Annotated in this window: 12 protein-coding genes; 8 read left to right on the forward strand and 4 right to left on the reverse strand. The window is 37.6% G+C overall.

Annotated features, from left to right (window positions below; all coding sequences use genetic code 11):
* Positions 1 to 11: 11 nt before the first annotated feature.
* From PGH12_RS01025 to PGH12_RS01040, 4 genes are read left to right on the forward strand one after another with little or no spacing between them, the layout of a single operon-like run.
* Positions 12 to 2,306 carry a TonB-dependent siderophore receptor gene (locus tag PGH12_RS01025; protein WP_267597826.1) on the forward strand — a complete coding sequence of 765 codons (2,295 nt, stop codon included), beginning with the start codon at positions 12 to 14 and terminating at the stop codon, positions 2,304 to 2,306.
* Positions 2,307 to 2,309: 3 nt separating this feature from the next.
* A complete protein-coding gene (locus PGH12_RS01030; RefSeq protein ID WP_267597825.1) occupies positions 2,310 to 3,755 on the forward strand; it encodes an ABC transporter permease in 1,446 nt (481 codons plus the stop codon).
* A complete protein-coding gene (locus tag PGH12_RS01035; RefSeq protein ID WP_267597824.1) occupies positions 3,756 to 5,102 on the forward strand; it encodes a DUF3526 domain-containing protein in 1,347 nt (448 codons plus the stop codon).
* Positions 5,096 to 5,791: an ABC transporter ATP-binding protein gene (locus PGH12_RS01040; RefSeq protein WP_267597823.1), complete on the forward strand. Its 696-nt coding sequence runs from the start codon at positions 5,096 to 5,098 to the stop codon at positions 5,789 to 5,791. Before PGH12_RS01035 ends, PGH12_RS01040 begins: the two co-directional genes overlap by 7 nt.
* Positions 5,792 to 6,303: 512 nt before the next feature.
* Here the strand turns inward: PGH12_RS01040 and PGH12_RS01045 are convergent.
* The 3 genes from PGH12_RS01045 to dinB are packed head-to-tail and all read right to left on the reverse strand — an operon-like array spanning position 6,304 to position 10,823.
* A complete protein-coding gene (locus PGH12_RS01045) occupies positions 6,304 to 6,579 on the reverse strand; it encodes a hypothetical protein (RefSeq protein WP_267597822.1) in 276 nt (91 codons plus the stop codon).
* 35 nt (positions 6,580 to 6,614) lie between these two features.
* The gene (locus PGH12_RS01050; protein WP_267597821.1) at positions 6,615 to 9,668 is read right to left on the reverse strand and encodes a DNA polymerase III subunit alpha; all 3,054 of its coding nucleotides are present in this window, start codon (positions 9,666 to 9,668) and stop codon (positions 6,615 to 6,617) included.
* 12 nt (positions 9,669 to 9,680) lie between these two features.
* Positions 9,681 to 10,823 carry a DNA polymerase IV gene (gene dinB / locus PGH12_RS01055; RefSeq protein WP_267597820.1) on the reverse strand — a complete coding sequence of 381 codons (1,143 nt, stop codon included), beginning with the start codon at positions 10,821 to 10,823 and terminating at the stop codon, positions 9,681 to 9,683.
* A 61-nt stretch (positions 10,824 to 10,884) separates the two neighbouring features.
* On the opposite strand from dinB, the gene PGH12_RS01060 reads away from it, so the two are divergent.
* The 4 genes from PGH12_RS01060 (at position 10,885) to PGH12_RS01075 (ending at position 13,527) form a co-directional block, all read left to right on the forward strand.
* Positions 10,885 to 11,649, forward strand: coding sequence for an XRE family transcriptional regulator (locus tag PGH12_RS01060; protein WP_267597819.1), 765 nt, complete (start codon positions 10,885 to 10,887; stop codon positions 11,647 to 11,649).
* Positions 11,650 to 11,768: 119 nt separating this feature from the next.
* Entirely contained in the window at positions 11,769 to 12,380 is a 612-nt protein-coding gene (locus PGH12_RS01065; protein ID WP_267597818.1) for an alpha-ketoglutarate-dependent dioxygenase AlkB family protein, read from the forward strand.
* Between the two features lie 31 nt (positions 12,381 to 12,411).
* Positions 12,412 to 12,624, forward strand: a complete 213-nt coding sequence (locus PGH12_RS01070; RefSeq protein WP_267597817.1) for a hypothetical protein — start codon at positions 12,412 to 12,414, stop codon at positions 12,622 to 12,624.
* Positions 12,625 to 12,834: 210 nt separating this feature from the next.
* Entirely contained in the window at positions 12,835 to 13,527 is a 693-nt protein-coding gene (locus PGH12_RS01075) for a hypothetical protein (RefSeq protein WP_271286783.1), read from the forward strand.
* A 700-nt stretch (positions 13,528 to 14,227) separates the two neighbouring features.
* Here the strand turns inward: PGH12_RS01075 and PGH12_RS01080 are convergent.
* Positions 14,228 to 16,054 (reverse strand): metallophosphoesterase family protein, encoded by a 1,827-nt coding sequence (locus tag PGH12_RS01080; protein ID WP_267597815.1) that lies wholly within the window; start codon positions 16,052 to 16,054, stop codon positions 14,228 to 14,230.
* Positions 16,055 to 16,082: the final 28 nt, after the last annotated feature.

Genomic DNA, 16,082 nt, shown 5'->3' on the forward strand with positions numbered 1-16,082 from the left:
ATTGCATTAATTTGGGAATAATTTATTTTATTTCCACAAAAAAAATAAGGCTACCTGCTGCCGCTTTTATCTTCATATCTCCTTTTTTTAATGCGCAGAAATCTAAAATTGATTCGGTTTCTGCAACCATCCAAACCGTAGAGATCATCGGTCGAAAATCCAAAGGATATACTTCCGATTATTCATTCGTCGCCACCAAAATAGCGATCAAAAACAAAGATCTCCCATTAACTCTGAATACGGTCACCAAAGAATTGATGAATGACCGACAGGCTTTCCAGCTTGGTGATGTGATGAAAAATGTAAGCGGTGTTTCCCCCTCGAGTTATTACAATCAATATAATATTCGGGGAATCAGTCAGAACGAAGAAGGGCAGATCATCAACGGCTTGCGGACGAGACAGTTTTATTTTCTTCAACCGATGACCTCCAATATTGAAAGGGTTGAGGTCTTCAAAGGTCCCGCAAGTATTACGATGTCCAGCGTAGATCCCGGAGGCACGATCAATATGGTGACCAAAAAGCCATTGCTCAATTCTCTCCATGAGGTCAGTTTTTCTGGCGGAAGTTTTGATACCTACCGTGTGACTACAGATCTTACAGGTCCTATTAATAAGAGTAAGACCTTGTTCTACCGTCTCAACGGCGCTTATCAGGACGCAGGGTCATTTCGGGACAATGTAAATAATAATGGCATTTTAATTTCTCCATCCATAAGTTACGTTCCGAACGAAAAAACATCCTTAAATGTAGAATTGATCTTCAATAACCTGCACGGAAATCTTGACCGTGGCCAGCCCATTTTTGGAGCTGTGGCTGGAAAGACCGATTTGAAAAGTACTCCGAAAAGCTTAAATCTGGGTGCTCACGCTGATTATTTTAAAACAAAAGAACTGATCATTATGGGGTTTTTTGCGCATCATTTCAACAAAAACATAAGTTTCAATGCTTCCTACATGAAACAGTTTTGGAGTGAAGATCTGCAAGAGCATCGTACAACTAATGCTTTCGCTCCCGACATTGACAATCAACCAATTCCCAGTCTGGCAATGATGCAGTTTATCCAAAGAAGGCAAAGTTGGGAAGTTGACAATGTAAATTCCTACTTCAATTTTGATTTTAAGACAGGAAAAGTCGATCACCAGACCTTGATAGGTTATGACACACAGATCTGGGAAAAAAGGGATGGCGGACAACAGAATGCCGCAAGAGGTTTCCTTTTGAAGGATGGTTCTGTAGCCTCTTCTTATGATCCTACTAAGGCAGACAATTATCAACTGGTTAATTACAATGGATTACTGATGCCAAAACCCAATGTTTCACCATTTGACCTGACGCCGGGAGCACAGAATCATCAGGGTATTGATTTTTATCATATGAACGTGATGACAGCATTATCGTCTGCACTTACAACCACGCATGCAGCGTATGTCCAGCATCTTTTGACTTGGAAACGATTCAAAATACTATCCGGAGTTCGGCAGGAATGGTTTCAGGATATTACCAACTTCAAAAAGTCCGATGAAACATCTTTTGATAATGCTAAATTACTCTACAGATTAGGGATCACCTATAGCATCACAGATGAGATCAATCTTTACGGAACCTATCTTACAGGCTATCAGCCGCAGTCTAATACGGTGACACTGATGCCAAATACGGGAAGTTTTACTGGTTCGAATTCGGCTGCAAGATTCAAGCCTCTAACTTCTGACCTGAAGGAATTTGGTATGAAAGCACAATTATTTGGAAGGATCGCGGTGAATCTGGCTTTGTATGAGATCAATCAAAGGAATATTCTGATCAATGCCAACAATCCCGCAGAGCCAGACGAACTGATACAGCGTGGTGCCGACCGAAGCCGAGGTTTCGAAGCTGAATTCACAGGATACATTGTACCGCAATGGCATATCTACGGTGGATACAGCTACATTGATGCCAAGGTTTTAAATGATTCTAATGCTGACCTGAACGGGAAACGGAAAGAAAACACTTCCAAAAACTCGGTCAATATCTGGACAAGATATAATTTTTCCAATATCAAAGCTTTGAGAAATTTCGGAGTTGGATTGGGAATGTTGTATCAAAGTTCAAAGGTCCCTTGGTTCACCAGAAGTTTTGAGCTTCCTTCCTATGCAACCGTAGACGCCGCTTTATATTACTCACCTTTTAGATCAAAAGTTCAATTCTCAATCAACGTGAATAACATAACCAACACCTCCTATTGGATAGGCGCCCAAAATTATTTGAGGTTATTCCCCGGCGCTCCAAGAAATTATTTAATAACGGCTACTTATAAATTTTAAACGATGGCAAGATCCACTTTACAACTCATCATCAGAAAAACCCGGCAGGACCTGATGAAAGGACAACAAAACCTGCTGATCACCGCCACCATACTTCTGTTTTGCTTCTTGAGTATCGGAGTTGGTTTCATAAAATATAATGACACAAGTGCTCAGATTGGAAAATATAGGAAAGAAGTGCGGGAACAGTGGGAACACAGACCTGCAAAACATCCGCATAGAATGGCGCATTACGGCTATCTTGTTTTCAGACTGGGACATCCGCTGAGTATTTTTGATAACGGACTGGATGATTATTTAGGAAATGTCATATTTCTTGAAGCCCATAAACAAAATTCGGCCAATCTTTCGGAAGCAGGAAGCTCTGGAACCTTGGTGCGTTTCGGCACGTTTAGCAGTGCATTTATCCTTCAGTGTCTCGTACCGCTGATCATTTTATTTTTAGGTTTTGGGCTTGTAGCAAAGGAGAGGGAAGATGCAACACTTAAGATTCTTAGTACCCAGGGCGCATCTGGAAGAGAAATTATCTGGGGTAAGGTATTGGGACTTTGGCAATTCTCATTATTGTTCTTAGTACCGGTACTACCTGTTGTCTTTTTTGTTGCTGTCTTTTCAGAAGCCGTTGTTTGGACTGATGTTGTATTTAGGCTTCTGACCATTCTCCCAGCATATATGGTGTATTATTTTTTTATTTCCAGTTTGACTATTTTCATTTCTGCAAACAGTAGAACAGCGTCATCTGCATTGGTAGGTCTAATAGGTTTTTGGCTGATCCTGATTATTTTTTTACCGAAAGGAATTCAGTTTGCTGCACAAAATCTGTATCCAATACCTTCCAGGATCGCGTTTGAGACTGTCCTGGAAAAAGATATTCTGAAGGCCGGAGACAGTCATAATCCGGATGATCCTCATTTTAAAAATATAAAAGATTCTCTTTTGGCTCATTACAAAGTAAGCTCGACAAATGAATTGCCTTTCAATTACAGTGGTTTTGTGATGAAGGAAGGTGAGCGCATAAGTTCGCAGATCTACATCTCGCATCAAAAAGAATTGGAAAAAACCTATGGTGATCAGCAAAGGTTTTCTGATATCAGTGCGTTTGTTGATCCGATGGTTGCCATCCGGAATTTCTCGATGATTGCATCCGGAACAGATTATTATTCATATACCCAATTTCAGAAGCAGGCAGAGGACTACCGTTACAAAATGGCACAGAAGCTAAATGACCTTCAGATTAAAAAGATCAGCAATATAAAGCCTGAGAAAGGTGGTCCGCCAGCCATCATCGAAGGTGATAACTGGAAGAAATTTCCGGATTTCGAATACCGTTTTACTTCATTTTCAAAAAGTATTCAGCAACAATGGATGCCGGCTGCAGCCCTTATTTTTTGGTTGACAATCTGTATCCTGATGATCGAAATATCTGTTCGAAACTTAAAATTAATTTAAATGAAAAGTTATTTATACAAACAGTTTTATCGAAATAAAGCGTATATCATCGCTTTGATATTTTTGTTAATTGCTGGTTTAATGGCCATCTACACGGGAAAGAAGTTCCTGGACAAAAATCAGGAGATCATCTCGAAAACTGAGCAGTATCAGAAAGAAAGTATTGATAAAAATGTAAAATATCACAAAGACGATCTGGGATTGATCTTATATTACATTAAATTCAACTTCATCAATGAAACACCGAAACTAGCTGCACTTAACATCGGGATGCGTGATATCAAGCCATCAATTCAGGGCGTCACAATCAGAAATCTGGAAGAACAGCGCTATAATGCTGATTTTTATAATCCCGCAAATGCAGCAGTCGGTAATTTTGATTTTAGTTTCGTATTGGTCTTTCTATTTCCGCTCATCATTGTTGCATTCTGTTACAATTTGATCTCTGAAGAAGAGGAGAGTGGCAGATGGAAATTGCTTTCTGTCCAAAGCATTCATTTGGGAAAATTACTGGATGCGAAACTGCTGATTCGGTTTTTGGCTGTCAGTACGATCTATCTGGTATTGATAGCAATAGCAATCGTTTGGATTTCAATTCCTTTAAATTTACCATTGATAGTTTTCATTCTTTCAGGTTGGTTGTATATCTTGTTTTGGTTTGTTCTTTGTCGCTGGGTCATCTCATTCAGGAGATCATCAGCTCAAAATGCATTGATCTTATTGATTGTCTGGGTAGGAATGAATTTCATTATTCCAATGGGAAGCAACATCCTGATCCAAAAATATTATCCCGTTCAGGAATCTTTAAAAGCCGTGATGCAGCAGAGAGAAGGTTATCATAACAAATGGGACGAGGAAAAACTACCAACTATGGAAAAGTTCTACACTGCATATCCTCAATTTAATGGTTTTAAAGTAGAGGAAAATGATGAGTTTACATGGACCTGGTATTATGCCATGCAACATATGGGAGACCTGGAAGCTTCATTGTCCTCCAGGCAGTATACAGAGAAAATGCAGAAGCGAAATAAAACTGCGGAAATTTTGGGATACTTTCTACCAAATATCCATACTCAACTTACCGAAGCTCAATTGGCGGAAACCGGTATGAGTAATCAATTGGAGTATGGTATGGCTTTGCAGAAATTTCACGAGGAAAAAAGACTGTCATTTTATCCACTGATATTTTCCGGTCAAAATGCAGATGCTGTCAACTGGAGTTTACAAACCGCGAAATCCTTTGAAGAGCGTAAAAATATTGATTTTTTAAAGATCTTCTTACCGTATCTTATTCTTATTATTTTACTCATCATTCTTTCACAATTAAAATTTAGAAAACTATGCTAAAGACAATTAATCTACATAAAAAATACAATGATTTCACAGCGCTAAGATCACTTGATCTTGAAGTGGGAAAAGGGGAAATATTCGCTTTGCTGGGTCAAAACGGAGCGGGGAAAAGCACCACAATCAATATTCTGCTGGGACTTATCAAAGCAACTTCCGGAGATGCTTTTATCAACGGGATCTCTGTGAACGAAAATCCTCAGGAGATCAAAAAACATTTAGCGTACATCCCGGAAACAGTATTGCTTTATCCCAAACTCAGCGGGATAGAAAATCTGGATTTCTTTTCGAAGATTGCGGGTTTCAATTACAGTAAAGATGAACTGTCATCCTTCTTGATACGAACAGGACTTCAGGAGATTGCGCATCACAAAGATCTTGGAGGATATTCCAAAGGGATGCGCCAAAAAGTTGGAATTGCCATCGCGTTGGCCAAGGATGCAAAAGTGCTATTGCTGGATGAGCCGACCAGCGGACTGGATCCCATTGCTACGGCAGAATTTACAGAAATTGTTCGTCAGTTCGGGAAAGAAGGCAGAACGGTCTTTATGGCAACCCACGATATTTTTAATGCAGTGAGTGTAGCGACCAATATTGGTATTATGAAGCAGGGAGAATTGGTTCAGAATTTACCTTCCAGGAATTTTAATGCCGAAGATGTGCAGGAACTTTATCTTAAAACCATTTAAATAAGGGTAAAGCAGATCTTTGATATTAATACTGAGGATAGCAAGTTATAATGAAATGTGGATTAACTACATAAAAAAAAGGGATTGGAGAAATAAAGTAATCATCATTTTTCAAATAAGTCAGCATATTCTTATTAAAGATAAATAAAAATACCCACGCAGCGGCTGAATTAGAGAGGTATTTAGTTTAGATATTTAATAACCATACCTGTTGATAAAACTCTGTTCATCTAGAAATTGGTACTTTCAATCAATCTGAAATCGTTGACAAAGATGCTTTTATTATTGGTGTAACTCAGAGCAATATTCAAACAAATTAATCATAAGCGTGGTATACTTTCATTATGCGAGAATGCTACAATATTGATTTTCAGGGTAACAAAATGACTTTGTAAAACTTCGTAAAGATTGAATATTGAACAAAGTAAAATCAAAATTATATGATCGTCTACAGAGAAAGTATTTGATGTTTGATAATGGAATAATTAATCTTTACATACTGATAAAAAAAGCTAATCCTTCTTTCCGTATGGCGAATTAATCTCTGCAGCCTTATCACAAAGCAGGTAGGTGAAATACGATTTTTCACCGGTCTTCTCATCTTTATAAACTTCACTGTCCCATGTGATCTCCAGTTGCCAGCTGTCCCATTTTCTCATTTTATGGACATAGGGATTGAAGGAACATTTGATCTCAAAATGCCTTTTGTTTTTGTCACCTTCGAAACTGACGATGACGGAATTATGATCTGGACTTGTTTCATCAACGATGGTCGCTTTGAGTTTCATGTAAGAGATTGTTATTTTTTGTGTAAATATTTATTTTATATCATTTTCTGCCTTGGCAGTCCGATTTCATGTTCCTGTGGATAAGGTTTTCTCTGTGTCATGCTGACATCTTCGTTAAGTGTTCTTGCTGCTTCCAACGATTTTTCTTTATCCATAGAATACCTGGGATCCGGAATGAAAGGCATCTTGGCCATTTTATGAATGGTAATCGTAGGAAAGTGAAAATCGACTTCGACCGTTCCTAATAATAAATAGCAGCCTCCGCCCTGAAAAGGATAATCTTCAAGGCAGTTCGGAAAATGTGCAGTATCAAAATATTCGCCTTCAGCATCGATCCACGTTCCGAAAAACATGGCTCCTCTTTTCGTAGGAACATGTTTTCTTGAAATAAGGTAAGCCAGCATTTTGATCTGCTTTTTATGATGCTTTACTAAGTCTTTAGCCATTACACTGCCGCGGTATTTGGTCTGCAGCAGATCAAAAGGACTGTATGATACAGAAAATCCTAAGATCTCGATTTCATCAAAAGCATCTTCAAAAGGATTTCTGATAATGGTCGGAAGTTGATATTCTTTTTGTGGTTCATCAAGTAGAGTAGGATGTCTGAATGCTGACTGATCATTCCCAAACAGAAATCTTGCCTGAATCAGAAGCTCGTGTTTCTGTTTTCCGGTAAACCTGAACGCCCCGATAAATATAAGGATCTGCAGGGTTTCAATTCCAATAGGTATTCTTTTGACAAAGTTCTCCAGCGATGTATACTCACCGTTATTCCTTCTTTCTTCGGGAATCATCAGTGCAATTTTTCCTTCTACTTTCTCAATATGCATTATACCCAAATATACATCTGTTCCATAGACCGTAGTCTGATATTCGCTGAGATTGACGCAAGGATTCTTGATGGTTGCTCCCGACATTTTCGCTTCATGGACATAGACCTCAGTCCTGTAAAATCCGCCACCATTGTTGATGGCACATACCATAAACTCGATAGGGTAGTATACTTTCAGGTATAAACTCTGATAACTTTCTACAGCATAAGAAGCTGAATGGGCCTTGCAGAAGGAATAACCGGCAAAGGATTCAATCTGGCGGTAGACTTCTTTCGACAGCTGCTCAGGATGTCCCAATTCTTTGCACGATTCAAAAAAATGGTCTTTTACTTTCTGCAATGCAGACAGTGACCTGCCTTTACCGCTCATGGCTCTTCTTAAAACATCGCCGTCTGCTGCTGACAACCCTCCGAAATGTAGGGCAATTTTGATAACGTCTTCCTGGTACACCATGATCCCATACGTTTCACCGAGTTCTTCTTTAAATACATCGTGAAAGTATTCAAACTTTGTAGGATTATTATGTCGGAAAATATATTCCTTCATCATTCCGCTCTGTGCAACTCCGGGACGGATAATGGAGGAAGCAGCAACCAGTGTCTTATAGTCTTCACATTTTAATCGTCGGAGCAATCCCCGCATCGCAGGACTCTCAATATAAAAACAGCCGATGGTTTTTCCAATGCTCAAGTATTCATTACACTTCTCTTCATTTTTTGAAATCGTTGTGTCTTTAATGTTCACCGTAATCCCTCTTTTTTCTTTGATGAGTTCTACGGTATCTTTAATGGTTCCGAGACCTCTTTGGGATAGAATATCGAACTTTTCAAATCCGATGTCCTCAGCCGTATTCATGTCGAACTGGACAATCGGAAAACCTTTGGGCGGCATTTCCAATGCTGTAAAATTGGTAATGGGCTCCTCTGAAATTAAAATTCCGCAGGAGTGCATGCTTCTCTGATTCGGAAACTTTTCCAAGAGCTTACCGTATTTGTGCACCAATTTAAACACTGAATTGTAATCGTGCTCATTCATTGGTTTGGTCGCCAACACATCCAATTCCTCCTTCGGTAAGCCGAAAGCTTTTCCAACTTCCCTGAAAATGGATCGGTACTTAAATTCTACATTGGTTCCGCAAAATGCGACGTGCTCTTTACCGTATTTAGTAAAAATATATTCAAGAATGGTATCTCTGGTTTGCCAGCTCCAGTCGATATCAAAGTCAGGAGGGGTTTTCCTATTGAGGTTAAGGAATCTTTCAAAATAGAGATCCAGTTCCAAAGGACAGATATCGGTAATTCCCAAACAGTAACTGACAATGGAATTGGCACCGCTTCCTCTTCCCACATGCATAAAACCCATACGGTTGCTGTATTGAATAACATCCCAGGTAATTAGAAAATAACCGCTGAATTTTAACTGGTCGATGACTCCCAGTTCTTTTTCAACTCTGGTTTTTGCTTCGGGATGATCCTTTCCATATCTCGTTTCCAAACCTTCATATGCGAGTTGGGTCAACAGCTTAAAATCATTTTCCCGGCTGTCTGTGAAATGTTGCTTGTTTTTAGGAGTTGAAAAATCATAATCAAAACTACACTGATCAATAATATTTGCTGTATTGTGTATGATCTGAGGATAATGACGGTATTGATCCAGCAGTTCCTTTTTATTGACAAATGTTTCCGTGTCTCTGCAACAATCATCATCAGTCAATTTGCTGATGAGCGTATTGTAATCAATGGCTCGTAAGATTTTGTGGAGATTATAATCCAGTTTGGTTTTGAAGGTAACAGGCTGTAGGATGACCATCTTATCAATCAGCTTTTTGAAATCAGGCTTTATGAGATGGTTCAATTCCTCAGGTCTGATACCAATATATTCATGATCCTGTAAAACTTCAGGAATGTTATGCAAAGGATAAATGACAATAGCATCTTTAAGCATTGGATTGTGTTTTGGAATTTCGATTCCATTACAATTGTAACCGGTCAACAATCGGTTAATCTCCCCGACACTTTTTTGGTTTTGAGCGAGACATATATAATAGAATTCACTTTCGACTCTGATCTCAACTCCAACAATTGGTTTAATGTCATGGTCATTACAAAGTTTGAAGAAATCATAGATTCCTGTAATGGTATTGATATCCGTTAGCGCCAAGGTTCTGACTTGATGATCTACGGCTTGCTGAACCAGATCCTGAATAGAAATGGTTCCATACCGTAGGCTATGATAGGAATGACAGTTGAGAAACATAATTTTGTTTTTTTATCTTAAAAGTCCGGACGCTCTGCCCACACTTGCGGTTCCAAACCTGTTTTTGATTTTATCCATGGTCTGATACAATGAAATCAATTCCTCGGTATCTTCGAAAAGGTCCATCTGGTGACATCCATGTACCAGTCCCGTAAACTTGACTCCGATCAGACGGATTCGCATTCTTCTGGTATAGACTTTTTTAAAGAGTTCCAATACATACTTGAGCAGAGTATGGTCTGCTGAAGTGTAAGGAATTCTGCACTGTTTGGTCTCTGTATCGAAATTGGAATACCTGATTTTTACTGAGATGGTTGACGTCAGCCACTTTTCCTGACGCAATTGGAAAGCCAACTGCTCAACCATTCCTGACAAAATGCTTCTCAGGTTCTCAACATCAATCGTATCCTGAGAAAAGGTATTTTCAGTTGAAATTGATTTTCTTTCTGAATACGGAACAATCGGTGTATCATCAATTCCATTGGCTTTTTTCCAAAGTTCGCTTCCGTTCTTACCGATGAGTTGATGTAAAACTTCAATGGGGGTTTCAGATAAAGTCTGAATGGTTCTTACCCCAAGTCTTGATAAAAGCTGAAAGGTTACGTTGCCAACCATCGGAATCTTTTTAACGGAAAGAGGATTTAAAAAAGGTTTGATATTCTGTTCCTGAATTTCAAATCTACCCGTAGGCTTGGATTCTCCTGTTCCTATTTTCGCTACCGTTTTATTGGTGGATAAAGCGAAGCTTATCGGTAAGCCTGTATTCTTTGTAACCGCATCCACAATTTCATTGGTCCACTGATAACAACCGAAAAATTTGTCCATTCCTGAAAGATCGAGATAAAATTCATCGATGCTCGCTTTTTCCAAGACAGGTACTTTTTCCTGAATCACATCGGTGACCAGATGCGACATTTTGGAGTATAGATCCATGTCACCTTTGATGACTCTGGCTTCGGGACATAATCTTAATGCCATTTTGATCGGCATTGCACTTCGTACGCCAAAAAATCTTGTTTCATAAGAGCAGGATGCTACCACACCACGGTCTCCACCTCCTATGATGACAGGTTTTTTCTCCAGTTCAGAGTTTTTCAACCGTTCACAGGAGACAAAAAACGTATCCAGATCCATATGCACTATCGCTCTTTCCATGGTGTAAAATTATTACGTTTTATTGCAAAATATTGTATATTTGCTGCTATAATTTATAGCAATGTCAATTTTTTCAGAAAACATCAGGTTTTTAAGAGATAAAATGAAAGCATCCCAACAGAAGGTTGGCGATGAAATTTCGATCACGCGCGGAAGGTATGCGACTTATGAAGACGGAAGGTCAGAACCACCTATCGAGATTCTTATCAAACTTTCGAAATACTATAAAGTGAGTATTGATTTACTTCTGACCGTTGATCTCAGGAAGTATCCTTTGGAGAATATTGTCAATCTTCCTAATAACAGAATGTTGTTGCCGATGAAGGTAGATCATACTGGAGAAAACCGAATTGAAATTGTCCCTCAAAAAGCAAGCATGGGATATCTCAGCGGATATAATGATCCTGAATTTGTGGAAGGATTACAACATCTTTCACTTCCATTTTTAAGAAATGGAAAGTTTCGTGCTTTTCCTGCGGATGGTGACTCTATGCCGCCTTACAACGACGGAACTTATATTGTGGGAAAATATCTGGAAGATAAAAAGGATCTGAAAAAAGGAAAAACATACATCTTTATTACGAAAGACGGTATTGTATATAAAAGATATTCAAAGCAAAATGATTCCGGGAGTTTCGTGAGTTCTGATAATTCTTTCTATGAGCCTTATGAAATCAAATGGTCTGAAGTTTTTGAAATCTGGGAATTTGCATGCAGCATCAATACGAAGGAACTCAGAATTGAAAACTTAGAATACCAGGAAATCAAAAGCATGTTTGAGAAACTGCGACTAGAGATTAGAAGTTCTAACAAAAATATTCATTAGGATATATTTATAATTAATAGTAAAAAAGCTTTCCTGTTGGGAAAGCTTAAAAACACAAATGATGAAAAAAATCCCATTGTGGGATAGGGGTAAAATTAATAAAAATAGTTAATAAAACAATGGGTCAACTCAGTTTATTTAGCGCAGAAGAATTCTATACATTTCCAAAAGATCTTTTAGAGTTCAGAGAACATTTTCTAACGACGGAAGAATCAGATCGGCTTTTTTCTCAACTTTTGGAAAATACTCCTTGGAAACAGAGAACCCAGACCATGTATGACAAGAAGGTTCTGACTCCTCGTTTGACTGCTTGGTATGGTGATGGTGAAAAGTCGTATAAGTTAGGAGGAAGCGAATTTGAAGTGAATGCCTGGATCCCTGAATTGCTATCTTTAAAGAATAGAATTGAAGAAGCTTTTGGACATCAGTTTAATTCAGTTTTGTTGAATTTGTATCGTGATAATAATGATTCTGTAGCATGGCACCGGGACAAGGAAAGTGGGTACGGTGATAGACCGGTCATCGCATCTTTAAGTCTTGGACAAACCAGAAAATTCGATTTTAGAAAACTCAATCATCACCAGAGCAGACACAGTATACCGCTTCCGCATGGTTCTTTGCTTTTGATGAAAGGAGATCTTCAGGAACACTGGGAGCATCGTATCGCTAAGTCTGCTTTGCAAATGAAAGAACGTATTAACCTTACGTTTCGGTTGGTGAGTGAACTGTAGTAAACATCATAAATAATAAAATAATAGTTATATGTCAATCTCGTACTACGATTTTAAAAATCTATCCATGCAATCTCAATATGAATTGGCTTTTGCCGAAGGAAAGGTCATCAGTGAAACCTCTAAGGATGGACTAAGGTTTGTATTGTATGAGCTGTCAAGTTTTACCGTTGAGATCGTATATAAGACCATCAATAACAAGATAGAAGGCCTTAGTGTATTCCAGAATAAAGGTACTCGCTGACATGTAACTAATTTTTTATATATGTCAGCGTATTAAAATAGTGTGATCCGGATCAAATGAAAAAGTGATTGAGATCCTGTTTTTAAAACCAGATAAATTCCAACGTCGTATTAATAAATTAAAAGAGGTATAAAAATGAGTGAAAAAGTTTTACTTGTGCTTTTAAGCAAAGCGATATTACGTTAAAGTCAATTAACAATATCTTTGTAGATGAACTGGTCAGTAAGTTGTTTTATGGAAGATCAAGCAGTCACATATCCGGTCTATTCACCATCTTCAATTATTGGGATTTTCAGCAACGCCCTGAAAATCAATGCTACCGTCAATCTGATCTATCTTAGAGGCAGGTATGCTTTTGGAGGTGGTAAATCTTACGGAAACTATTATTATGACCTTTTGTTCTCAGAAGCTGATAACACTTCGATCGGCATTCGTATTTCTTCGTTGCTAAGAAGCAAGATCACCAATAATGAGATCTATACGCTCAGAGGGTTTATTGAGAAGAGTATTAAAAATTCTTCGATTGAACTGCGTTTTGTGGTTGATGAGATCGTACAGCAGGAAGAAAGGTCAATTTCTGAAGAAGAACTGCAAAGGTATGGGCTGATTCAGAAAAAACTGGAGACAGGATCAAAAGATCTTGAGACCCTGATCAGGGACAAAATGCTTAAAGATGAAAAGATCAGGATCGCCAATATTTACGGCAATAATGCAATTGTTCAAAAAGATTTTTTCGAAGGACTGGATGTTTCAAGAAAGTATTTTGATATTTCAGATTACAGCTGCAACATCAATTCCTCCACGGCAATCATTTCCAAACTAAATGAAATCTCCGCTTTGGATTACGATATCGTTGCTTTGGTCAGGGGAGGAGGTGTCAGGCCAGTGATCAAATCGATATAGCTTCCGCAAGAATCTTATTTTTCCCTCCAGCTTTGTTTTTATCAAGGGCTATTTATTAGAAAAGGGAGGGGAGTTAACCTCTTAATTGAAATTTTCGCTGCTCCTCTTCTTTCAGTCCTTGAATGTCCAGCGTAGGGTTTATCCACCTCGTGATATCATCGTCCTCATTAATATGTGACAATGCTATGTTGAGATGCCACGTATACTTACTTTCACAGTTTTTCTAACGTAACTCACTAATACGTTGTCTGCGACTAGCAGCAGGTTCAGCGAAACTTTTCCGAAACTATTCTTCTGAAGAGTTAGTAAGGTCTCGTTATAGAGTGCTTACGAAGATGATAATTATTTAGATTCATTTGACATTGATAAGCATTTACAACGCAAGCTGCCATAGTAGGTGCATAATCCATAAGTGTAAATCTTTAGCAAAAAGTAAGAAATTAGATATTGAAAAGTTTAGGAGTGTTTAGAAAAAAGAGTAATTTAATTTGTCTGCATATCCGAAAAAGCATGATCCGGATCACATGAAAATAGTGATAACAAAATACATTGATTGAAGAAGTCTGCAATTGGTTAAGCTTCTTTTGTAATACTTATGGAAAATATGTCTTATTACCTTTAATCCTTACGCTAATTCAGATTATTCATATTTCCGGAATTTAAGTTCAGCGTTGATATTGAACTATTTAGAAAAATCATTTTAGTCTTTGATCGGTTTTAATTGTTTTAAGTTCAAAATTTTCCTTTTTTTTAAATTAATTTTGAAATGGTCAACAGGATCTCCCGAAGAGAGTTTCATCAAAACGCTGAAAAACGTTTTTAGCTGATTTAGAAATTTATCAGCTGTATTTAATTTTTCAAAATTTTCGTGCAAAATTTTAAATTGTAAAAGTCTTCTTTCAGGAATATCCTTTTTGGCTAATTCGTCCGCAGACTGCAATTGATAAAGATTAAATAAAGCATCTTCAAAATTCCATGTTTTAAATTTGCCTGTATTTATTTTACTTGAATTTGTCGTGTCAATACTTAAGTAGAATAAATCTTCTCCTGAAAGTTTACTGGCTTTTTCAATAAAATTTTTTGGCCAATCTGAAGGAACTAGTCTAAGACGTACCAATTCTTTTAAGTGAAATAATGTAAAATCGTGATAATTTTTTGTTTTTAAAATATCAATATTCCAACTGTCTTTCGCGCCCTGGCTTTTTAAGGCGTCAAATTCTTTCTGATACAACGGAAACAGCTCGTCAAAACGTGGAACGTCAGTAATAGAAACAGTTTCTACATCAAAATCAGTGGGAGAATTTACTGTAAGAATTTTATATCCAGGAAGATAGGCTGCCAAAGAAGGTACCTGAACATTGACAAGCATTTTTCCGTTTTCAAACGTTTTGATTCCGGTGTCGTTGATGTGTAAATGTCCGGCAAAATGAAGTTTAAGTCCTGCATCAGCAAAAACTTTGGCAATGCTATCATGTGGCATTCTGTCAAGCTGCCATTTACTTTCACCTAATAAATTTTTAATATTTTCAGAAGCTCCGTCATTGTAATCAACCATCGGATAATGTGTAAATGCAATGAGAATTTTGTTATTTTTTTCTGCTTCTTTTGAGATTTTTTTCACCCAATCAATCAAGTGTCTTTTATTTGAAAGTATATTATTGTATCCAATGGAAGCACTATTAAAATTATCAGGATCTGTTGGATCGTTACTGAGATTTTTTGGTAAATAGGTATTTCCATCAAGTGCTAAAAGCCAAATTCCGTTCACAGGTTCTACTACGTAACTCAAATCAGGAATAATAAATCCCGGACTGACTTCATACATTCTTTTCGAGTATTCTGAACTTTTTAAGGCCTTTTTAAAGCTGTAATTTTCGTAAGAACTATGTTCATACGGCGATTCCCAAAACAAATCTTTTTCAGAAGGGTAGAATCCAAATTCTTCTAGCATATCCATAATTTCAAAATAACCGCACATCGCAATATCTTTAGTAATGAAGGTTTCCTGACCATTGTCTTTAACCGAATTTTTAGTGCTGAAAATATTAATCGGGCTTCCATCTTCGCCTAAAAAATCAGATTTTCCACCATTCTTCCGAAATGGGCTTACCGGATCATGATTTCCTGTAGTTATAAAAAACCTTATGCCATATTTTTTTTGATATTCATCCAAAATCTGCTTCAGTCCCCTAAGATTGTAGGCTTGTCCATCATCAGTAAAATCACCAGGAAGAGCAACGATTTTAATCCCCCGTTTTGCCACATCATCCAAAGCTGATAAAAAAGCAAAATAATTTTCATTAAAAATTCTGGTCGAATGGAGTTGAGAATTCATTGTTCTTAACAGGCTTTTCTTTTTAGTCTTTGGATTTTCTACTCCCTTGAATGCATTGTCTGAAAAATCTCCGTAAAGATCCTGAAAATGAACATCTGCCAAAAATGCTATTTGAATGCCTTTGTTTTGCGAAAATAGGTTGTTACAAAGTAGCAGAGCGACCAATAAAAAAATAGGAAAATGTTTTTTCAAAGCTGTATGTATTTTAGGCAAATAATAG

This window comes from Chryseobacterium sp. CY350, from assembly GCF_027945075.1.
Classification (GTDB): Bacteria; Bacteroidota; Bacteroidia; order Flavobacteriales; family Weeksellaceae; genus Chryseobacterium.